A 24,921-nucleotide genomic window follows, 5' to 3' on the forward strand; every position below is an offset into this window, starting at 1 on the left:
CCACTTGGCAATCCCCAAAAAAGTTCCCTTACCTGACTGTTATTTATGACCTGCTTCACGGCCACTTTTTCGCCCTGTATTTAAAGTTCGCGCACCGGACTGTGTCTGTTCGGCGGCAGTGTTCTTGGGCATTGTCAAGGGTTTTGAAATAGAAAAGTGGCGGCTATAAGTGACGATGATGTCAGAAGTAACTGGACGGAAATCCTGGAATAATTTGCTTGCTGGCTTGGTACTGCTATGTATCTGGGCAATCATGTTCGCGCCGCAGGCCCTGGCTGACCATAATTGTCCCTCTTTTCCCGATAACCCAGTTAACTTTAATATTCTGGATCACCGCTTCAGTGATAGCTGGTGTGAACTCTGTGGAGATGGGCAGGTAACGATAGAAATTGATGTGCCTGGAATCTCCAGTGGTTTTATGGGAACCCAGCATATTGAAAATATTATTGTGACGGAAAATCTGGGTAGTTCTGAGTTAGAGTATATTCCGGGTTCTACTCGAGTAAGTTCAGGCTCTGTATTGAGTGAGCCTACCATAAGCGGGACGGTTATTCGCTGGGATCAGAATGATCTCTCCGCACTTGCCGCGCGCAATGAAAACACCACGATGACAATTACTTTTGGTGTACGCAGTAAGGTCGACCGAGAAGAGGATCTGGTAAACAACAATCGTACCCTGAATGCTACAGCGACTTTTGAATATTGTAGCTATCCCACTACAACAGATACAGACAGTATTGAGCTGGACATACGTGAACCCCTTCCATCCATGGATAAACGTGGGAGGAATATTGATGCGGCGCAGACCAACTATACCAACGATGTTTACGGCAATATCAATGATGATGTGATCTGGCGTATCGCTATCTCTAATGGTGGAGATGCCGATATGCAGGATGTGCGATTCGATGATTTGATGACCAACCCCAATATGGATATCAATTATGCCTGCCCCAGTGAAAGTGCAGCACTTTCAGTTGCAAATAATAATGGAGTAAACCCGGTAGGTTCTGGATGTGTATCTGCGAATAACAGCATTAATAATTTTGAGTTGAGTGGAGCTTTCTCCAATGGCCCCGGACGTACGGATATTCCTGCAAATTCAACCTTAAACATTTACCTGGTGGGTAAAGTCAATACTTCTTGCAGCAATGGTACAAATACTGTCTCTGACTTGCAGTGGGGTTGTGAAATTGATGATGATACCGGAGTAGGGGGGATCTCTGATCCGGCCACGGCAAATGCCCCAAGACCTGACTCCGAAGAAATGCGGGCCCTGGTAACTACCGACCTCAATATTACCCAGGCGATAACCGGTACAAACCTGAACCAGCCATTGGGTTCGGCTGGTTTTGTGACTGTTACTGTCAATAACCGGACAGGTGGATCAGTTAAGGATATCCAGTTCGTTAGTGATCTGCCTGATGAGTATGTGGTAGATACCACATATACACCGCAAATTGTCCGCGAACGTCGCGGTGAAGATAATCATAGTGCAAGTTATAGTGCCACTTATCCGGGTAAAGCAGATACTCTCGAATGGCGCGTGGGGAGCAACTGGAATCAGTGGGATACAGACCCTCTAAAAAACAACAAACCAGAATTTCGCCTATTGAGTAGCACTGTACATCCCAACTATTCAGATCAGCAAAATATGATGCGTTATGGCGATGAAATTCAGATTCGCTTTCGTATTGTCACCACCGAACCAAATTTCTATGACAAGATTGCCGATCTTGATGTTGAAGAGGAGTCGGCATCAAATGGCAAAGATCCGAACAGCAATATCCGTTTATCTGATAATGTTCTAACTATTGATTATGAAGATTTCTGTCCTGGCACCAATCCGCCTACCCAGGTTGAAAATCAATCGGTGATACCAGATCCAGAAGATCTTGATATTAGTACAGTACACCCTTTGTATATCGTACGGGACAATGGCACCTCCGAGTTAACGGTGGATGTGACCAACAATGGTGGTCATGATGCGGATAATTTTAGTGTGTATGTGACTTTCGGTGAGGCAATGAGAGTATTGTCCAGCGATCGTGCCTGTACTGCGATTGGTAGTCCAAATCCAGGTACTGTACCTGGGCATCCTGTATGGAATCAGCCAGATTACCTTCCTTCTTCAGCTATTGTTTATCGATGTAATACCACCAACTTGGGAGGTGTTATTGAGCCCGGAACAACTGAGCGTATCGTTTTTCAAGTGGAAAAAAACCACGCGGCAACCGATGACGATCTCACTTTCCGTGCCGATGTGGTGGGGGAGATTACATTATCTGATGATACACCCCTGAACTTTCCTGAACCTGCCACTCTGACTGAAACAACACCAGGTAAACAACTGGCTAATAACTACACCCTCGATGGCATGCGCGCTCGTGTAATGGGTTTTAATCTGATCAAGGAACGCTCTGATCAGTGTAATGAATTGACTTCTGAGGCAGCATTCCCCAATAGCAGTGTTCTTATTGGTGAAGAGTGCCGCTTTGAAATCCAGGCCGGTGGCTGGTTTGGCTTTGACACACCCGGATTTACTCTGATTGAAGTGCGCGATATTGATGTGCGTGATGACTTACCGGATGGCCAGGGTTATATAGCAGATGCGCCGCTAAACTGTGTAGATGTAACTCTGCCGCATCCGGTTTCTCAGGCTAACTGTGTTGTAATTTCCTCTGGTGATATTGTAGAAGGTGGAGGCCTGAATATTCCCCTTAGCGAGACAGATTTTCTATGGGAGGTAACTTCAAAAATTACCGAACGGGATCGTTGGTTCCTATCGGATATGACCACGCGTCTATTAAATGATCCTATAGATACTGAAAGCGCTGACCCCAATCAGCATGCAAACCCCAGTACCGACTATGCTCGTGCGCAATTTACCGCAGTATTTGATACCGAAACCATCGTGGTAGATAATTATAATACTAGTGGGGTGCTGACCAATATTGATGGTGTGCCTACAACAGTACCCGGCTTTCCCGATATTTCCGAGTGGTCCGAATCTGTTACTGTTTCTGAGCCCCACATCGAAATCGATAAAAAAGTCTGTAACGAAAATTTGCATGGTATAGGCACCAGCTGTGCAAATTTCGTTGATTTTACTAACGAGGGTCATCGTGACCAAACTTATGTTTTCCGCCTGACTTTAACTAATCGTACGTCCGATGGCGGTGTAAATCGAGCCCCTGCTTATGATTTGGTTGTAACTGACACACTAGATGTTTCCGGGCAAATGTGCGTGCAGCCCTTGGATAGTGATGGTTTGGACAACGATGGAGATGGTTCCTCAGAGACCATCGCAGGCGATGACGGCTTGGTGGGTATAACTACTGGAGCAAATGACTACTCTGAAGCCCTCCACTGCAGTGATGGCGGGACACCGGCAGTAATTACCTTCTCTTATGAACATTCCACGGCCCTTGAGCGTATTAACCCGGGTGACTCTGTCACTCTTTATTATCGAGTGAAACCACATCGTTCCGTAGCACCGCTGCAGACGTTTACTAATACTTTCTATGCTCGTTACGATAGTTTGGAAGGAGACTATGGTAACCAGAGTGCGCCACAAATCGACAGCGATGCGGATAATGATGGTATTGGTGATGGAACTCCTGCAGCAGGGCGTGCACGCCACTATAAATCTGCAGACGCCGAAGCGCGTATGCAGATTATTGAAGTTAAGGCAGAGCCTAAACAAGCCTTGGAATTCTCTAATGGCATTGCCAGTGGCACCAACAGCGATACAGCCGTTGTCGGAGAGGAAGTCCGCTATAAACTGACAGCGAAAATTCCCGCGGCTAAATTGCGTAACTTTGTAATTCGTGATGAGTTGCCGGCTGGTATGCGCTGTATCGAAGGGCAAGCGGTTAACCTGAATACGTCACCTTACGATGCCGCCGGCTTTATTCCCGGTGGTACATTTAATGCTACCTGTACGAGCACTGGCACAGCCGACTATGTACAGTGGGATTTTGGTGATCAGGAGCTTACCACTGTCACGGGTAGCCTTTTTGATTTCCCGGTGGAATTTATTGCACGTATTGAGAACAGCAGCAATACTGATGACGGCGATGTGCTTGGGAATGGCGGTAGCTATACCACTGCACAGGTGAGTTATGTTGATGAAGCAGGGACTACCGTAGTTGTACCCTTTGATTCTCACGCAATTACTGTACAGGAACCGAAAATACAATTAAATAAGTCATTTTCAGTTGCTAACAGCGATGCAGATGACATTCTTACCGTTACTGTAACGGCAGAAAATACTGGTACTGCGGCAGCTTACAATCTGCATGTGCTCGACGATCTCACAAGCACTAAGCTGGTTTACCTGGGCAATATCGGTGGTACTGATCCGCCTCAGGTTGTCGATGTCACTACTATCGGAGCCAATGCGCCCATCTTCAGCTGGAATCGCAGCAATGCGGATTACGCCATTGCTGTAGGCGAGACTAAAACCTTTACATTTGATGTCCGGGTAGAGCAGGGCGTAGAGCCCCATGAAATCCTGGATAACACCATCCAATCCCGCTGGCAGTCCCTGCCGGGCAATGATATTGCTTTAAACAGCAGTAATTCTATCGGCACCGATGGTGCAGACGATGGTATGCGTATTGGTGTATTACCCAATACCGGCGATCCGATTAACGATTACGAAACTACAGCTAGTGCCCAGACAGAGGTGCCAGCGTTACAGTTGGTTAAAACCGATCTTGAGCCCACTGTAGTTCCTACTATAGGTGCGCATAAAAAATTCCAATTGGAAATCCGCCTGCCGGAGGGTATCAGCCGGGATGTGGTGATTACCGACCAGCTCGGCAGCCCGGAAGGCTATGTACTGAGCCACAATGCAGATTTCGATATTACCTATGATTTTGTAGGTATTGAAACCATTAATGGTGCGGCCCCGTCTGAGGGGGTATTCAACAGTTTCCCTACTGATAATACTTCCGGTAACGCTGTATGGAATATTGGTACAGTCGATACTGCCAGTGAAAATGATACTGCCGGCAGTACTCTGGACCCCTTAGTAAGAATTACTTATTTCGCTCGCGTGGAGAATGACCTTGCGACCAATAATGGTGACACGCGTCAGAACAGTGCGGCGTTGACATATAGTAACGGTGAGAGTGGGGCGACAGAAAACTTAAATGACAATACCGCCGCAGTTACGGTGGTAGAACCCCTGCTTACTATCAATAAAGCGGTCAGCAATGCGACTAACCCCGGCAATTTACCGGTGGGTGGCGATGTACTGGAGTATGTGATTACCGTTGCCCATGATCCCGCATCTACTGCTGCGGCATTTGATTTGAATTTAGTGGATTCACTGCCATCGGAGTTGCAGTTTGATAGCAGCTTTACCCCAACTGCATTAATTAATGGTGGTGTAGTTACTGGTTTTGTTGCAACACCTGCGGCAGCACCCACTGGCCCTCTGGTTTGGGGGCGTGATAATGGCGATAACACTCTGGACCTGCAGCTTGGTGAAACTTTAGTTATTACCTATCGAACCCAGGTAACAGGAGTATTTGGTTCGCCGATTAGCAACAGCGTAATGCTTGACTGGACGTCCCTCGACGACAGCAGCATTAACCAGCTGGCTTACGAGCGTGATGGTGACGGCTGCCCGGCAGTATCCGCACCAGACGATTACTGTGAGGGTCCGGCTGAAGCCAGTATCGATACTGTGGACAACACCGGTATTGTGAAAACGGTTGTTGCAGATTCTGATACCGCTTCTGTAGTAGGCACGCTGAGGGTTGGCGATACGGTTACCTATCAACTGGCCCTGAACCTGCAAGCGGGTACGACACCGGCAGTGACTATTAATGATGCACTGCCGAGCGGATTGGAATTTAATTCCATTGTCAGCGTGAATGGTGATACTGCTGCGCCCTACGACGACAACCTGAATGATTTTGTTTATTCAGCCATTGCTGTGCCCGCAGCAGGGGACACAGGTACGGTCACCTGGAACCTGGGAGATATCCTCAGCAACTTCGGCAATACCAATAAATTTGTTATCGAGTACACCGCCAAAGTAGTGGCGGGTTCGGGTATTGCAGCGCCGACGGCGACCCTGACCAATACAGCCGTTCTTAATTACACCGGCGCTGTCAGTACCTTGCAAGATAGTGCCGACATTACGATATTGCAGCCGGTGATCGACAGCCTGACAAAAACGGACGCTACCTGGCCAAGCTCCCATATGAATGTGGACCCGGCCAACGATGTGATGCAGTTTACTCTGCACGCCTGTAACTCCGGTTTGGCGCCAGCCTACGATCTGTCCCTGACTGATGACCTGGCTACTCAGATGGATGAGGCCTCCATCGCCAATCTGCAGGTCACTTTGAATGGCACACTCCTCACACAGGGCACCGAGTACACCTACACAGCGCCAGGTAATCGTGGCGACGATATGCAGTTCACTTTCCTGGTGCCTGTCGAAGCGGGAGCCTGCCTGGATATCAATTACGAAATTGGCTTTTATACTGATATTGGCGGTGGCGAAAACTGGGTAAATACCTTCACGGTCAATGAATTCTGGTCACTGCCGGCAAAAAGCGGAGAGCAATATGCTCCTGTTCCACTGGGTACACCCTATCCGATGGGAACTGTCGCCACCACAGTCACTGCGCCGCAAAAAACTCTGCAGAGTGCTGCTACGGCAGCGGTGGGCGAGGAAGTGGTTTACCGTATACAGGTTCCAGGTAGTGCAACCACATCGGCCATCTATGATGTGGAAATTACCGATGTACTGGACCCGAGCCTGGAGCTGATCCAGCTGCAGGAAATTAATGGCCGTGCATTTACCGATAACACCACTAACAACAATATTGCCCTGACCCTGGATATTATTCCGGCTGGTGCTGTCGCTATTTTCGAGTTGCGTGCCCGGGTTGCAAACAATGCAACGGCACAGGCGGGTCATAATTTCAATAATGAAGCCAGCTATTCCTATGCCGCTACAAGCGGTGGTGTGATTCAAGCCGGTGGCACGGGTACTGCACCGACCTTAACTATCGTGGAGCCGGATTTGTCTGCGACAAATTCTGTGGCTAACCAGACTAACCCTGGTAACGACCCGGATGCTGGCGATATCCTGCGTTTCACATTGGATCTCACCGCCGCAGGTAATCCGGAAAACGCCGCTGCTTACGATTTGTTGGTCAGGGAGCAGTTGTCCCTTGGCCTGGAATTTGTTCCGGGCAGTGTGATCTTTGCCGGTGTCGCCCAGGCTGATCCTACTGTGAGTGGGGATGGTATTAATGCTGCGCAGTTACTGGAGTGGAATCGCGCAAACAGCGACCTGGATATCGCTGCTGGCACTAACAGCCTACTGGTATTTGATGTGCTGGTGCTGGATGAAGTGCTGGCTGAAGCCTCGCTGTCTGCCTCTGCCCGTATTGAGTGGACCAGCCTGGATGAGGATAACAGTAGCCCCTACGAGCGAAACGGTGCCGATGGTATTGGTGGCTTGAATGATTATGTGTTGGAAAATATTGCCGCTCAGCTAACCGCTGCCAATGACAGCACAATCAGTAAAACCCGCGTTGACGACAGTTACGGTAGTGCAGATGCACAGCTGCGTGTCGGTGACTTGGTGGAATACGAGCTGCGTTTGTCCCTGCCAGAGGGCACCGCTCCCAATACCTTAATTGTCGATACCCTGCCACAGGGGATGGTGTTTGTAGGTACCCAATCAATTAATGGCGTTACCACTGCACCCTTCGCATCGGCGGCACCTTTTGCTCATAACGATATTGCCGAACCTGTGCAGACCGGTGATCCTGCTACTGGCACGACAACACTGAGCTGGAATATTGCAAAGCTGATCAACAGTGGTGATAACAATCTCACTAACGATGAATTTATACTTCGCTATCAGGCAAGGGTTCTTAATAAGGACGTACACCCCTGGCCGGCCAGTAACACAGCGCTAACCAATAATGTGGAATTCACTTTCGATGCCGCCGCCGGTGCCGAGCTGCGAAATGATAGTGATACCCTGGACCTGTTACAGCCGGATCTCATTGCGGCAATCAGCGCTACCCCTGCTGGCGGCACTACCTTGTCTGCCGGTGATATTGTCGATTACACCATAACGATTACCAATAACGGATCAGCGCCGGCCTACGATCCGATCTTCCGCGATATGATCCCCATTGGCCTGCGCCAGGGCGGTGTCAATGTGCAGTCCATTACTGTGAATGGCGCTGCAGCAACTATTGTTGCCCCGACTTTTGACAACGCCACTGGTGCGGCAGTTTGGGATTTCTCTGCGGGCACAGGTTATGCCATTAATCCTGGCCAGGCTTTGGAGATGGTGTATCGCGTTCAGGCAGATGCCAATCTGGGGGCAGGTCTCAATCTGCAAAATGCCGCTTATGTCGAGCTGTATTACTCATTGGATGACGATAATTTACCATCCCTGGGTGCGACCGCGGTTACCACAGATATGCGTGAGGACTACGGTCCTACAGCACCAGTCAGTGTGCAGTTCAATACGCCCAATGCAGCGCCGTTGCTTATTGAAAATACCCAGCCGACAGCCTCTATTGGCGAACCGTTTAATTACCGCATCACTATTCCGGAAACCGTGCAGCCCACAGCCCTGCACGATGTCAGTGTGCTGATGGACCTGAGTACTTCTGCAGCCGACATGGAATTTGTCGGCGCGGCAAAAGTATCGGGCAGCAACGTATTCACTCCAGAAAATAGTGGATCGGGCACTGCGCTGGTCATTGCCGATGCCACTAGCGGCATTGATGTACCGGCGGGTGAACAGGTGGTTATTGATGTGACTCTGCGCCTGCGCGACAGCAATCCACCCAATGTGGATGGGTTGGCATTTAATAATAGCGCCAGCTACAGCTATAACTACGACAATGATAATGCGGCCGCCGGGCAGGGTGCCGGTGCCGGAAACACGACCCTTGATATGCAGGTAGTGGAGCCAACGGCCATCACCCTGACTAAAACCGGCCCTGCCAGTGTGCAGTCTGGATTGCCAGGTACCTTCACCCTCGACCTTCACAATGTTGGCACTGGCCCCGCATGGGATATTACAGTGACCGATATTCTGCCGGATAAAGATCCCGGTGGTATGTGTGAAACTCCTCCGAATAATTTTGCTGCGCAAATTATTGATGGTGCAGGCACTGCGGTTGCTACTCTGGTAGCAGGAACTGACTTTAATACGGTTTTTGATGAAGCCAGCTGCACTCTGACGATCACCTCCATGGGTGCGGCGGCTATGCTGGCTGCGGACCACCACCTATTGTTGAGTTACGATGCCACCCTGGACGTGGATACCATCGATGGCGATACACTGACCAATATTGCCGGTGTGGAACTCTGGCACAGTTGGGATAGTGGCTTACCGGAAGCACGCCAGTACACACGCCCGGCGCCCACTGATGGCACGCCAGGCGTACTCGATCACGAAGATGCCTATACCGTAAGCGCCTCTGTGCCCAAGGTAACTTTCTACAAAACCGTTGAGAATGTTACCCGTGCAGAAAATCCGGCAACTTTGGCCACTCCAGCAGATGTACTGCGCTATACACTCACGCTTACCAACCTGAGTGGTGCAGATGTTAGTGGCATTGAAATTACTGATGATCTGGGTCGCCTGAACAGCCTGCCATTGTTCCAGTCGGGTTCACTACAACTGGTGACAGCGCCGGTGGGTAGCGATAGCAGTAACTCTGATGCATCTGCTGGCACACATGGCAGCGGCTTTTTACAGGTGAAAAACCTGGATTTGGCGGCCACAGGAAATACTGGTGATTCTGTTCAGCTGGTATACGAGGTCACTTTGGCAGCTGTGATCGACAGCGGTACGCCGGTGTTGAACCAGGCCCAGGTGCAATTGCCTGGCCAGCTACTGAAAAACAGTGATGATCCCAATATCAACGGTACTGACGACCCTGACGTTGCGGATGATGAAGATCCTACCCAGATATTAATTGAGTCCGAGCCACTGCTGGTGATTCATAAAACCTCAGCAGATATCACCGGTGACCCGGATTTACTGATGGTGGCGGATACCCTGCGCTATACCATTCGCGTGGAAAATGCCGGTAACGAAAATATCGTTAATGCGATGTTGCGCGACCAGATCCCGGCGAATACCACCTATGTAGCTGGCTCTACGACCTTGAACGGTTCAGCGCTTTCAGATGTGAGTGGTGCTTCGCCTCTTGAAGCTGGTATGAGTATTCATACACCTGGTCAGGCCGATGGCTTTATTGGTGCAACTGCAACTGGCGCCGCGGCTTCTGTAATCACCTTTGATGTCACCATTAATGATGTCAATGACGGTACCATAATTTCCAACCAAGGCTTTGTTAATGGCGAAGGTGCAGGCAGTGGACCCTTCGATGAAGCGCCATCGGATGACCCTGCTACAGATGCTCCCAACGACCCGACTATAGATATTGTTGGCGATGTTCCCCTTTTAATCGCTCATAAAACGGTGGCAATTGCCGTGGACAATATCTCTATGGGGATTGTCGATCCCGGTGATGTACTGCGTTACACCATTGCAATATCCAATATGGGGGGCGTTGATGCACTGCAGGTGGCACTCACTGACCAAGTGCCCGCAAATACCACTTATGTTGCCGGCAGCACCACCTTAAATGGTATGGCTGTCGCTGATAACGCCGGTGGTATGTCGCTTCTAAATACTGAATTGCCGGTAGCTTCGGATGACCTAACGCCACCCTTGCCGGGTGCCAATGAGGGTGTGATTACTTCTGCACAAACTGCCACCGTAACTTTTGATGTAATGGTGAATGTGGATGCTGCCAGGGGTACTGTGATCAGCAATCAGGGCAGCGTTACCGCAGAGGAGCTGCCACTGGTACTCACTGATGCGGATGGCAATCCGGCCAATGGTGCGCAGCCGACACTTGTGGTTGTGGGCGATGCGCAGCTGTTGTCGATTGTAAAAGAAGTTGCTGTTGTCGGTGGCGGCGCAGCAGAAGCTGGTGTGGTGCTTGAATACCTGGTGACCATCGAAAATATCAGTGGTGTACCGGCGACCATGGTGAGTATTACTGATGATCTTATGGTTGCTGGCGATGGTGTCCTTACCTATGTTACAGACTCCGCCATGCTTAATGGTCAGGTAGATGGAGTCAGCATAGCCGGTACCGTAATTACCGCAGATTACTCCGCTATTTATGGAGATTTGTTACCGGGTGAAAGTGCTGTATTGCGTTTCCAGGCCAAGCTCTCCGATAACCTGGAAATTGGTTATACGGTGTTGAACACCGCGGAAGTGCATTGGAATGATCCACCTTCAACCAACCAGGCCAGCGTTGCTCTTGATGTTGGTGGCACACCGGGAATCGCCAATCTGGCAGGCTACTTGTGGCACGATGTGAACTTCAATAACCAAGTCGATATGGATGAACGGTTATTGTTGAACTGGGCCGTAGATCTCTACTTCAATGACGCATTGTTGGAAACCATTCAGACCGATGAAAATGGTTACTTCCAATTTCAGGGGCTAGTACCTAATAGCTATGGTGGACTCAGTTATGAGATGCGTTACACCGCTCCAGATGCCAGCGAAAAAACAGCGTCCCTGGGTAATCCGGTTTCTGATTTTACCAATGGTCCTCAGCGTATCAGCGAGATCTTTGTGGAGTCGGGAGCCAATCCGCAAGATCTGAACCTGCCGCTCACGCCTAATGGAGTGATTTATAACTCTATTCTGCGTGCTCCTATCACCGGAGCTACGTTGACTATGCTGCGCGCCAGCTCTGGTCAGGAGCTGCCGGATCGTTGCTTCGATGATAAAAAGCAGCAGGGGCAAGTAACCCGTGCAGGTGGTTATTACAAATTTGATATTAACTTCGATGATGCTGCGTGTCCGGCCAATACGGATTACCTGATTAAAGTGGAGATTGCCGATGAGGATTATGTCGGTGGTGAATCCCTGGTAATTCCTGCACAGACCAATGAGGAAACTGCGGGCTTCGATGTGGGTGCGTGCCTCGGCAGCAATGCCGATATGATTCCTGGCACGGCTCAGCATTGTGAAGTACAGCTATCTCCAGCGCTCCCACCGTTGGATATAGAAGCACGCGATGCAGCTACCGACTATTACCTGCGCCTGACACTGGACGGTGATCAGGTTCCAGGAGACAGCCAGCTGTTCAATAACCATATCGCCATGGACCCGCACCTGGAAGGTGCACTTTCCATTACCAAAACTGCGGCGATGTTGAATGTAACCCGAAGCCAGCTGGTGCCTTACACCATTACCTTTGGCAATACCTTGCCTATACCGCTTTCGGATTTGCAGCTGGTGGACTTCTTCCCCGCAGGCTTTAAATACGTGGCTGGTTCGGCGCGCATGGATGGCGAACCAGTGGAGCCGGTGATGAATGGGCTACAGCTGATCTGGTCCGATCTGCGTGTGGAAGCCGAGCAAACCCGTGAGCTGAAACTATTGCTGGTAGTCGGCTCCGGTGTAGGCGAGGGTAAGTATGTCAACCGCGCGCGTATGTTTAACCAGCTCTCCAGCCAGGTTGCGTCCGGTGAAGCCTCAGCCACAGTGCGCGTGGTGCCGGACCCCACTTTCGATTGCACTGATGTCATCGGCAAAGTCTTCGATGATAAAAATATGAACGGCTACCAGGATGCCGGTGAGGGTGGCCTTCCTGGAGCAAGGGTAGTTACTGCAACCGGCTTAAATGCCACAGCTGATGCTCACGGGCGATTCCATATCACCTGTGCAGTAGTACCAAATGCTGATCGCGGTTCCAATTTTGTGCTCAAGCTCGACGACCGCAGCTTGCCTAGCGGATATCGTCTCACTACTGAAAACCCGCGGGTGATGCGTGCAACTCGAGGCAAGATGGTGAAGTTTAACTTCGGTGCCAGCTTGCATCGGGTAGTACGCCTGGATATGGCCGAGGCGGTATTTGAGCCAGGCTCTACTGAGTTGCGTCCCCAGTGGCAGTCTCGTATTGAGCTGTTGTTGGAAAAACTCAGTGAAGCTCCATCAGTATTGCGCCTGTCCTACCTTGCGGAAAATGAAGATCCGGATCTGGTGGAAGAGCGTTTGCAAACGATCAAGGCAGAGATTGCCGATGAGTGGGCGCGTAGTAATGGCGACTACGACTTGAATATTGAGACTGAAGTGTTCTGGCGGCGTGGAGCGCCGCCCAGTAAGGGAGGATTGGAGTAATGTCCTCGGTCAAGCGCAGCAATATGGGTCGGTTACGCAGCTCTGGTAGCTCAATGGAAACAATGACCAGGACTTTCCGTCGCCGCGAACACTGTCTTGCCACAGCGATTGCCCTGGCTTTAACTCTTCCCGTGCAAGGTCAAGAGAAAGCTGCAGCGCAGGACACTCAGTACCAGGAAGCAAGCTGGTGGCAGGTATGGCAGAAAATTCCCGGCTTGGCTTCGGAAGTGGAAGGGCCCGAAGTTGAGTTTGAGGAAACGTCTATCGGTAGTAATACCGAAGGTATGTTGCTGCGTGCACCTACTAATCAATGGCTGCAGGATGCCACCACTTTTATTCCACCGCTTGACCCGATTATTGTAGAAGACTTTATCGAACCAATATCGTTTTACACAGTGGATGACGAAGTTCCGGCAGAAACTGTGGAGTTATTGCGGGCAAAATTAAACGAACTGGGAGAGACGCCTAACTTCAAATTGTACTTTATCGGCCACACTGATTCTGATCCCATGCAAAAAGAACTGGTGGCAGATTTCGAGAGTAAGGAAGATTTTACCCTGGCTCGTGCTCAATTTGTTGCAGATTTCTTCCAGCAAGCGCTGGAATTACCGGAAGAAATGATAGTGGTGGAAGGTCGCGGTGATGTAGAGCCGATTGCCGATAATATCACCACCGCGGGGCGGGAATTAAATCGCCGTATTCAGGTACAGGTGACTTATGACGCACTAGACGAGGAAGCCATGGCTGCACGTGCCCGAGCAGAAGCTTTGGCATTGAATCGAGTAAAAGTGTGCCGCCAGGAAACAGTGTGTAGACTTAATTACACTGCGGGTAGTGAGCAACGTGCACGCTTGAAAAACCTGGTTATTCCCCTGCGCCTTGAGCCGGGACAAACAGACTTGCCTGAAGCATTTATTCGGCGTTTAGGCGAGGTGCGGTCAAATCTCGCAGATAAAAATAATCTGGTAATGCACTTTGTTGGGCACACCGATGCACTGCCGCTGGATGTGAATCAAAGTTCCGAAGATCAACAGGTAGCTTACCTGGAAAAATCCCACGGTGAAGCCCGCCGTGTTGCCCTCGCCGTGCGCGATGCACTGGCCTTGCCAGATGCGATGATTACTAGTAGTGGTAAAGGAGCCAGCCAGCCCATTGCCGCAAATGACACACCTAAAGGTCGTGCCCTTAACCGGCGGGTGGAAGTGGAATTTTGGTATGACGACCCGTTGGAAGTTACAGCGGATGGTGTGCAGGCCTGCCCGGAAGCTGCAGCCGCAGAAACTATTACTATTGCCTATGAATCCCTTCGCGGTGCGGTAGCACCGATTCGTTTTGACAATGGCGACCCCATCATTACCCAGTCGCAACTGATGCAAATGCGCAGTGCCATGTCAGAAATTTCCAGCAAGGCCAATGTGCGCTTAAGTTTTATTGGCTATAGCGAAAACAAGCGTATGGATCGCCGTGAGGCCATGGTCTATGGGGATGATATTGGCTTATCTGGCGCCCGTGCCCAACGCGCAATGGAACAGGTAAAAGAACTGCTTGGCCTCGAAGATGCACAGGTGGAGTTTGAAGGGCGTGGTTATGTGCAGTCAGACGATGTGGTGACCAACGGCTTTATCCAGGAGGAAGGAGCGCGTGTTGAAGTGCAGGTGCTCTACGATGAGCTGGCAATACTGGCAGAAAGTGATCGCTTAGAAATCGAGCGCATTAACCGTGAGGCTATCGCCAATAATCCTTACTCATTGAATTTGATGCGTATTACCGTGGATGGCAGCCCGGAATACGACCCTTATAAAAACTCCGCTGACCTGCAGCGCTGTACGGACGTGGCTCTGGATAGTGCCAATATCCAATTCCGTTTCGATAACAAAAAAATGCAACCACGGCTAAATGTCACTGCGTGGCCCAATACCATTCGCTATGCGGATAATCCAGATACTGACCTTAGCGAGAATCGTGTAGTTTTTCGCAGTTACACCAATTACCCATCTTTTGTTGATCGGGCCGAAGTGCGGCTGTTTGAAGAGGAACAATCCCCGCGCGATACTCCCATTGCGATTGTTCCGTTAGACCAGTATGGAAAAGGGAACTGGCAGGCAGAATTTACTGAATTCCAGGCACCACTGAAAAAGCTCCACTATGTGCTGCGGGTATATGACAAAAAAGGCCGCTTCGATGAAACCGCTGAGCAAACTTTGTGGCTGGTAGATAGTATCGAAGAGTCTGATGAAGAGGTGGATATAGCCCAGGAGCTACTGGTGGGCTATGGTGAGAACCGCCTCGCACGGAGAAATATTCCCCTGGACGGCAATAGTGTGCTTGTCAACGGCGCTCAGGTGCCGCCGGGCCGTACTGTATGGCTGGCGGGCAATCCGGTACCGGTAAATGATCAAGGTCAATTCGTTGCTGAACAGATTTTTGACCCTGGTATGCACACTGTAGAAGTGGCAATCCTGGATGAAGAGGGCAATGGTGAACTGTTCCTGCGTGATCTGGAATTTGCTAAAAATGACTGGTTTACCGTAGGGATAGCCGACCTAACTGTCGGTTACGATAAAACCAATGGCCCCGCAGCCCTGGTGACGGGCGATGAAACCCACTACGACAACTCTGTAAGCTACGATGGTCGTCTGGCGTTTTATACCAGCGGCGGTTTTGGAGAGGGTTGGCGCTTGGCTGCCAGTGCGGATACGGAAGAGGGGCCTGTCGATGATTTGTTTTCCAATTTTATGGAAAAGTCACCGGATGCACTTTTTCGTCGGCTCGATAGTGATCTTTACTATCCCACCTTCGGTGATGATTCTACGGTAGTTGAAGATGCGCCCACTTCCGGCAAGTTTTATGTGAAGTTATCCAAATACGATGACTACGGCCTGTGGGGTAATTTCAAGGCGACCTATTCTGACAACGAACTGGCGCAAATAGACCGGGCACTTTACGGGGCCAATGGCCACTTTGAAAGTGATGCCATGACCAGCTTCGGGGAAAAGCGATTCCAGGTAGATGCCTTTGGAGCGGAACCCGGCACTATTGCCGGTCGCGATGAATATCGTGGTACCGGCGGCTCACTATATTCCCTTCGTCACCAGGATATTCTCAGTGGCTCTGAGCGTCTGCGTATAGAAGTACGGGATAAGGATTCCGGCCTGGTTTTAGGAGTAAAAAATCTCTCTCCGGTGATCGATTACGATATCGACTATATCCAGGGGCGTATCTTACTCAATAAGCCCCTTTCCGCCTTGGCCAATGATAATTTATTGATTCAGGAGGGTTCCTATAACGGGAACCCCCAATACCTGGTAGCCCGCTACGAATATACCCCCGGCTTTGAGGAGATGGACACTCTGGCATTTGGTGGCCGCGCCCACTATTGGTTTGGGGATTACGTAAAGCTGGGTATCAGTGGTACTCAGCAGGACGAGGATGATAATGAAACGGCCCTCCAGGGCTTTGATCTCACCCTGCGGAAAAGTACCGGTAGTTGGTTAAAGGTTGAAGTCGCAGATAGCGAAGGCGGTAACCTGGATAGCTTTAGCTCTCTGGATGGCGGTTTTACTTTTGATGATGGGCAAAACCTGGACCCGGAAGCTACAGCAGGCGCAACCAAGGTTGAGGGTAGCCTGCAGATCGGGGATTTTTTTGAAAGCCTACGCGGTTCCGGGAATTTCTATCATCAGGAGCGGGAAGCAGGTTTCTCCGGTCCCGGTCAATTTGTACAGGGTGATACCACCCAGTATGGAGCCGGTATTAATCTACCCCTTGGGGAGAGCTTTGATGTAGGCCTCAAAGCGGATAGCAAGGAAGAGGAGTTTGGGCTGCATACCAGTGCTACAGACCTGATGCTCGGCTATCGCCTTAACGATCACTGGCGGCTCAGCTCCGGAGTGAGGACGGACAGCCGTGAAGATTTCTCTGAAGTTGTTGCAGCCACCCAAACCCAGGGTGACCGCACCGATATGGCAGTGGAGGCCAGTTACGATTCCGGTGAAAACTGGAGTGCTTATGGTTTTGTACAGAACACTATGGAGGTCACCGGTACTCGAGAGGAAAATAACCGTGTTGGCCTGGGAGGCGCCTATAGAGTGAGCGATCGACTCACAATGGATAGTGAACTGTCCAGCGGCGATACCGGTATGGCAGCACGTTTGGGCACAGATCTCCTGGTTAGCGACAGAACCAGTGTTTATCTCAATTACACCCTGGATAATGAGCGCAGTGATACTGGCGTGCGTGCGCGCAAGGGGAATATGAGTACCGGTTTCCGCAGCCGCTACTCCGATACTTTGAGTATGTACGGCGAGGAGCGTTACAGCCACGGCGATGTTTCCACCGGCCTGACACACGCCTTGGGTATGGACTTGGCACCTAACGACCGCTGGACCTACGGCACCACGGTAGAGGCGGGCACACTGGAAGATCCGCGTACTGGTGCCAAAACCGAGCGCAATGCCCTGGGCTTTAATATGGGCTATAGCCTGGACACTATTCGCCTGGCAACTGCGCTTGAGTACCGTACCGATATTATGGAAACGGCATTAGATGAAGAAACCGTAACGGAATCTGAGCGGGACACCTGGCTGCTAAAAAATACCCTGAGTTATCAGCTCAACCCGGATTGGCGTTTGGTGGGTAAGTTAAACTATTCCGACAGCAAAAGTTCCCAGGGAGAGTTTTATGATGGCAAATTTACCGAAGCCGTAATGGGCTATGCTTATCGCCCGGTAAATCACGACCGTCTGAATACGTTATTGAAATACACTTATTTTTATAATGTACCGACTCAAGACCAGGTTACGGTGGAAAATACCTCAGCTGAATTTATACAGAAGAGCCATATTTTCTCTGTGGATACCAGCTATGATCTTACCCGCCGCTGGACTCTGGGAGCCAAATATGCCTATCGCCTTGGGCAATTAAGCCTCGATAGAGAAGACCCTGAGTTCTTCGACAGCCGTGCCAGCCTCTATGTTCTACGAGCAGACTGGCACTTCGTAAAGCGCTGGGATCTGTTGATCGAGGGCCGCCTGCTTGACCTTCCAGACGCCCAAGATAGCAAGAGTGGTGCTCTGATTGGCCTATATCGCCATATCGGGGATCACCTGAAACTGGGTGTAGGCTACAATTTTACCGACTTCTCCGATGATCTTACCCAACTTGATTACGATAGCCAGGGGATGTTTGTGAATATTATTGGGAAGTTGTAAAGAATGGGCGTATTGACAGAGTGCCAGATTCTCAACGAGGTTAGTTCGCCAGTAAGATGCTAGAAAAGCCCGCATTTGCGGGCCCACTTATTTAATTTCACTTGATTTTTAATGGCTCCACCCACTTATTAGATACTCCTAAAAAGTAGCAGGGTCTGTTAGTTTCTTCGTTAGAGGAGTTTGGAGAGCAATTTGCTATCGACTGGATGTCACTACATATTTCCCAACTCTTACTTTAAATAAAATAGGTTCGCCTATAATTGTGTTGATTGGTGAGAGCTCATTGATATTTAAATCGTAAAAGTCATAAGAGGGTCAACTAGCAAGTACGCAAAGCAATTCCCTCTATACCCTAATTTAATTTTTACTACACTACATAATTTGCGGTTAGTTGTTATCCTCAAAAATCCTGTCAAGCTACTACATAGTAGTGTCTGATAAGCTTTACTGCGCACTATAAGCACCGCCAGTGTTACTGATTTGAAAATTAATCTCCGGTAGGGACCATTGTGCACTACGATTTAGAGATCACCATCTAAATAGCGCACACGAAATACTTTCAAGAAAGTGGTTTGTTTACTTTTCTCGATAATCTGCAATAGCTCTCTTTTTAGTGTATTGGCTCTAATAACCAATCGACCATCTCTTATAGACTTAAAGTGTAAAGCTCGGTATTTTTTCCATGGGGCGTGCCCTAAAGCTGATTTTTTTATTTGAAGACAACATCAAGTAGATACGGTATATCTTTCGACCCCCTTAACGATGAATTTGCCCATAGCTCGAAGTAGATATAAATAGTAATTTAAAGAAATATATTGTGAATGCTGGAAAGCTTGCCATGCTCGTATTTGTTTTGCTACTGGAAGTGCTTACTCTGGCACTGAATGTACTGGTAAAGTAACTTCAATAGAGGTTGCTGCAAACGGAAATATTAATGCTGGTATAAAAGATAGTGGAAATGGCACAAATTTTCAAAGTGTCGCACTTTGCAGAGTCACAGAAAGTATAGAGGGTGGATTCAAGCAAGAATCGTGTAAGGTTGCTTTTTCTCTTCTAACCACGGCTCATGCAACTGGTAAGAGTGTGACTTTATGGTTTGACGAAGAAAAGTTCTCTTCCTGCTCACAGTCATGGGGTGAGATTTGGTCTCAAGGACTATACTATATTCGCCTTAAAGAAAACTAAAGAAAGGCAAATATTATTTTTATAGCAAAGCAAAGAAGTTCGATGCTTTGAAATCTGCTCTTGCTGTTTCTTCGAGTGCCAGGGGAGCCTCGTGATTTCTATTACTGGATAGAAGCTGAAGTGGACTCTCAGGTCCCGGCCAAATTGCTTTTGGCCTTAATTGTGGAAGTGATCGGTGCTCATGTGAAAACTGCCAGGTTGCTGTGGATGACGTATAAAGGGTGATCGACAGAACCAGTGGTTACCTCAATTACCCCCTGGACAATGAACGCAGTGATACTGTTGAGCGTGCATGCAAGGGGAGTGAGTCATGTTTTCTGCAACCGTTATTCCGACATTTTAAGTGTGAACGGCGAGTAGCATTACAGTCATAGCGATTTTAACTTCGATGTGTCACGTCGAAATTTATGAATAGTTAATGCATTTATTTGGTTTTATATTAGGCCGCTAGGTTTTCCTGATTTCAATCTGTTGGTGTGTTGTTCTTGTGAACTCCTCTTTTATCTCCAGTAATGGGCTGTGGGGTCTTGTCGTTCTTTTATGTGAAATTTTAAAACGGTAGTGGCTTTCATTTATAGCGCTAAGTTGATTTTTATATCTTGTCTGCGGGGAGTTGTTTGCATAGTTTATGTGTTTGTTTAATTTCCATTGGCGAGATATCGTGTTATTGGTATCTGTACATAAAAGTTAAAGCAATTATTTTTAACTGGGAGGAAAGGGTGGTGTAAAATGTTTAAGATATATTGAATGGTTTCTAGAGCAAAGTGATGGGGCGTTATAATAGTCCGTTGTCACGGCAGCACTATTGGGGGCTGTCGGTACTTTTTCTGGCCGTTGTCCTTGTGGCGGGTGATTTCACTGCGTTCTCTCCAGCACTCCCGGCTATTGCTCATAGCTTTTCTAGTGATATTGCGACAATCCATTGGGTAGTTAATGCCTACTCTTTGATTTATGGCGTAATAATAGTGGCGAGTGGTCGTTTTGCAGATATTTATGGCCGCCGGCGTATTTTTTTGGTGGGAGTTTTCATTTTTGCTATTTCTTCTCTGGCAGGTGGCTTGGCGGAGAAGCTTTGGGTGTTGTTTCTCTGTCGTGCCCTGATGGGACTTGCAGGAGCCCTGATATGGTCCGCAGTTCTCGGGATGGCGTACAATCTTTTGCCGCAGGAGCGGGCGAGTTTTGCCGGGGGGGTTATCCTGGCTGCACTTGGCCTGGCTACTGCTTGTGGCCCTGTGTTGGGTGGTTTTTTCACGGAGTACTTAAGTTGGCGCTGGATTCTATTTATTAATGTACCTATCGCATTGCTGGTCTTTCTTCTTGGGTGGAATAAGTACCCAGTGGATACGTTTGGCAAGGTTAATAATCATATCGACTACTTAAGTATGCTGGCACTTTCCATTTCACTGTTTTGCTTTCTGCTGGCAATGGATGTACTGGCGCAATACAGTATTAAAAACTTTCTGGTTTTACTTTTGCTGTCGGCTTTCATATTGTTATTTTTGGCTTTTGTTTATACAGAGAAAAGGGCAAAAACTAATGCTCTTGTGCCGTTGGGTTTAATTGAAAACGCCAGCTTTTTATCCGCCGGATTTAGCGTAATGCTAGTGGCGGCAGCTTTCTTTGCAACGCTTGTTTATATTCCGTTACTTTTTATTAGTGTGCATCATTACAGTGCTCTTCAGGCGGGGGTTGCGCTATTGCCAATGATGGTAACTTCGGGAGTTTTTGCTTTTATTTCTGGATTCCTGCATGAAAAGTTGGGGGCAAGGCTGTTGATATGCGTTGGAGCTTTAGGCATGAGTATCGGCCTTTTCTGGCTGTCAACGCTCAAAGGGGAGATGAGTTACTTTCAGTTTGTGCCCGCGTTACTTTTGATCGGCACAAGTTTGGGAATCTATAGCCCAGCGGTAGTAACTGCTGCTGTTACCGTTGTCGATCCAGCAGAATCCAGTCTTGCGGGTGCTGTAATTTATATGTTTAGGTTTCTTGGTGGTGCAATTGCTCTTGGTATCAATGCCACTATTCTTGCCGTTGCTCATGACCTTGAAACCGGTATTTATAGGGCCTTTTTTGTAGATGGAATTGTTGCTTTTATCGGTTTTCTTATCCCATTGGTTTTCTATAAGGATCAACTTATAAAAATTTTCAGGGAATAGTCGTTTAAGATAATGGCGAAAGGAGAATTCGCCATCTCACAGGCCCGCCCTTTTCTTGATTTTCTCACTGAAAGGTAGATGTTTCATTCAATATATAGCTGTTACTTGTTTTTGAGTATTGCTGAATATTGAGGTGGACCTCTGTAGCCGAGGTGACCTGTCAGTTATTGGAAGCAGAGAGATAGCCTGTGGCAGGGCGTAGTGGGAATAAGCAGTGGCTGCCTGAATAGCACCCTCTCATTGTTGGCTACTGATTGTTAGTACTGTAGGCACAAACAAAAAAGCCCCGCCAAAAATGACAGGGCTTTTCCATAAGGCAGAGCTACTGCTTAAACAGCAACGTCCTGGATCTCAGTAGCGGCAATGCGCTTGCCTTCTTCGGCAGACTTCTGGAAGTCTTCAATCTGGTCGAAGTTCAGGTAGCGGTAGATTTCGCCGGACATGGAATCCAGATTCTTCGCGTATTCCTGATACTCAGCCGGAGTCGGCAGTTTACCCAGAATGGCGCCCACAGAAGCCAGCTCGGCGGAGGTCAGGTACACGTTAGCACCGTCGCCCAGGCGGTTGGGGAAGTTGCGGGTGGAGGTGGACAGCACTGTGCTGCCAGGGGCCACACGTGCCTGGTTACCCATGCACAGGGAACACCCGGGCATTTCGGTGCGGGCACCGGATGCACCATAGATGTTGTAGTAACCCTCTTCCATCAGCTGGTGCTCGTCCATTTTGGTGGGCGGAGCGATCCACATACGGGTGGAAATGCCACCTTTGTGTTCCTGCAGCAGCTTACCGGCAGCGCGGAAGTGGCCGATGTTGGTCATACAGGAGCCGATAAAGACTTCATCTACCTTGTCACCGGCAACGTCGGACAGCAGGCGAGCGTCGTCTGGGTCGTTCGGGGCGCAAACGATCGGCTCTTTGATTTCGGCCAGATCGATTTCGATGACTTCCAGGTACTCCGCGTCGGCGTCCGCTTCCATCAGTTTCGGGTTGGTCAGCCACTCTTCCATGGCGCGCGCACGGCGCTCCAGGGTGCGCTTGGAGCCGTAACCTTCAGCGATCATCCAGCGCAACAGAGTGATGTTGGAGCGCAGGTACTCAGACATGGTCTCTTCAGACAGCTTGATGGTGCAGCCAGCTGCGGAGCGCTCGGCGGAGGCATCAGACAGTTCGAAAGCCTGCTCTACCGTCAGGTTTTCCAGGCCTTCGATCTCGAGGATGCGGCCGGAGAAGATATTCTTCTTGCCTTTCTTCTCTACGGTCAGCAGGCCCTGCTTGATGGCGTACAGAGGAATGGCGTGTACCAGGTCACGCAGGGTAATGCCAGGTTGCATTTCGCCCTTGAAGCGCACGAGTACGGACTCGGGCATATCCAGTGGCATAACACCGGTTGCGGCAGCGAAAGCTACCAGACCGGAACCTGCCGGGAAGGAGATACCCATGGGGAATCGGGTGTGGGAGTCACCGCCGGTACCTACGGTGTCCGGCAGCAGCATGCGGTTCAGCCAGCTGTGGATGATGCCGTCAGCCGGGCGCAGGGAAACACCACCGCGGTTCATGATGAAGTCCGGTAGGGTGTGCTGGGTGTCGATATCGACGGGCTTGGGGTAGGCCGCAGTGTGACAGAAGGACTGCATCACCAGGTCGGCGGAGAAGCCGAGGCAGGCCAGGTCTTTGAGTTCATCACGGGTCATGGGGCCAGTGGTGTCCTGGGAGCCCACAGTGGTCATTTTCGGCTCGCAGTAGGTGCCCGGACGGATACCTTCAACGCCACAGGCTTTACCAACCATCTTCTGTGCCAGAGTGTAACCCTTGCCGGTGTCGGCGGGCTGTTCTGGCTTGCGGAACAGCTCGGAAGGCGCCAGGCCCAGGGCTTCACGGGCTTTGCCGGTCAGGCCGCGACCGATAATCAGGTTGATACGGCCGCCAGCCTGAACTTCGTCCAGCAGCACGTCGGACTTCAGCTGGAACTCAGACAGTACTTTGCCGTCTTCCGCCAGGATCTTGCCGTCGTAAGGGCGGATCTCGATAACGTCGCCCATGCCCAGTTCGTCAACGGGAGCTTCGAATACCAGCGCGCCGGCATCTTCCATGGTGTTGTAGAAGATCGGGGCAACTTTACCGCCGATACAAATACCGCCACCCTTCTTGTTGGGTACGCCCGGCATTTCTTCACCGAAGTACCAGAGTACGGAGTTGGTGGCGGACTTACGGGAAGAGCCGGTACCCACTACGTCGCCAACGAAAGCAACGGGCAGGCCCTTGGCTTTAACTTCTTCAATTTGCTTCAGCGGGCCGGTAACGCCAGCTTCTTCCGGCTCCAGGCCATCGCGCTTCATTTTGTACATGGCCAGCGCGTGTAGGGGGATGTCTGGACGGGACCAGGCATCGGGTGCCGGGGACAGATCGTCGGTGTTGGTTTCGCCGGTTACCTTGAATACAGCAACTTTGATGCTCTCAGGTACTTTGTTGCGTTTGGTGAACCACTCGGCATCGGCCCAGGACTGCAGTACTGCTTTGGCGTGTTCGTTGCCGGCTTTGGCTTTTTCTTCCACATCGTGGAAGGCGTCGAACATCAGCAGGGTGCCTTTCAGCTGCTCTGCAGCCAGCTCAGCCAGCTCTTTGTCGTCCAGCATTTCAACCAAGGTGTGGATGTTATAGCCGCCCAGCATCTGGCCCAGCAGCTCTACAGCCTGCTTGCGGTCGATCAGTGGGGTTTCCGCTTCACCCTTAATGATGGCGGACAGGAAACCGGCTTTAACATAAGCTGCTTCGTCAACACCTGGCGGTACGCGGTGAGTGAGCAGCTCAACTAATTCTTGTTCTTCGCCTTTTGGCGGATTTTTCAGCAACTCAACCAGGCCAGCTACTTGCTCGGCGTCGAGCGGCTTCGGTGGAATGCCCTGTTCGGCGCGTTCTGCGACGTGTTTACGATAGGCTTCAAGCACGGATAAGTCCCTCTCGGTGTGTGGGGTGGCACCATCAGCGGGTGTAATTCCCAGTCTATGCATCACAGGCTGCTGGGATTTTTTTTTCGAGGCCGCTGAAGGCGGGTGGCGAATACTACAGGAAAGCCTTACTGCTGTTAAGTTTATCGAAAAATCAATAATTTAAGTGAATTACGACTATTAATGGAGTGAATTTTAGT

The 24,921-nt window shown here is 49.9% G+C and carries 4 protein-coding genes; 3 read left to right on the top strand and 1 reads right to left on the bottom strand.

Annotation, left to right across the window (positions count from 1 at the left end; all coding sequences use genetic code 11):
• Positions 1-175: 175 nt before the first annotated feature.
• From ABWV76_RS17145 to ABWV76_RS17155, 3 genes are all read left to right on the top strand, one after another.
• Complete coding sequence (locus ABWV76_RS17145; RefSeq protein ID WP_353376759.1) at positions 176-13,225, top strand: isopeptide-forming domain-containing fimbrial protein; 13,050 nt, start codon at positions 176-178, stop codon at positions 13,223-13,225.
• On the top strand, positions 13,225-18,435 hold the full coding sequence (locus ABWV76_RS17150) for an OmpA family protein (protein ID WP_353376730.1): 5,211 nt from the start codon (positions 13,225-13,227) through the stop codon (positions 18,433-18,435). The genes ABWV76_RS17145 and ABWV76_RS17150 overlap by 1 nt, the downstream gene beginning before the upstream one ends.
• Positions 18,436-20,387: 1,952 nt before the next feature.
• Positions 20,388-21,776: an MFS transporter gene (locus ABWV76_RS17155; protein ID WP_353376731.1), complete on the top strand. Its 1,389-nt coding sequence runs from the start codon at positions 20,388-20,390 to the stop codon at positions 21,774-21,776.
• Positions 21,777-22,105: 329 nt separating this feature from the next.
• On the opposite strand, the gene acnB is transcribed toward ABWV76_RS17155, so the two are convergent.
• On the bottom strand, positions 22,106-24,721 hold the full coding sequence (acnB, locus tag ABWV76_RS17160) for a bifunctional aconitate hydratase 2/2-methylisocitrate dehydratase (RefSeq protein ID WP_353376761.1): 2,616 nt from the start codon (positions 24,719-24,721) through the stop codon (positions 22,106-22,108).
• Positions 24,722-24,921: the final 200 nt, after the last annotated feature.

This window comes from Microbulbifer sp. NBRC 101763 (assembly GCF_040371615.1).
GTDB lineage: Bacteria > Pseudomonadota > Gammaproteobacteria > Pseudomonadales > Cellvibrionaceae > Microbulbifer > Microbulbifer variabilis.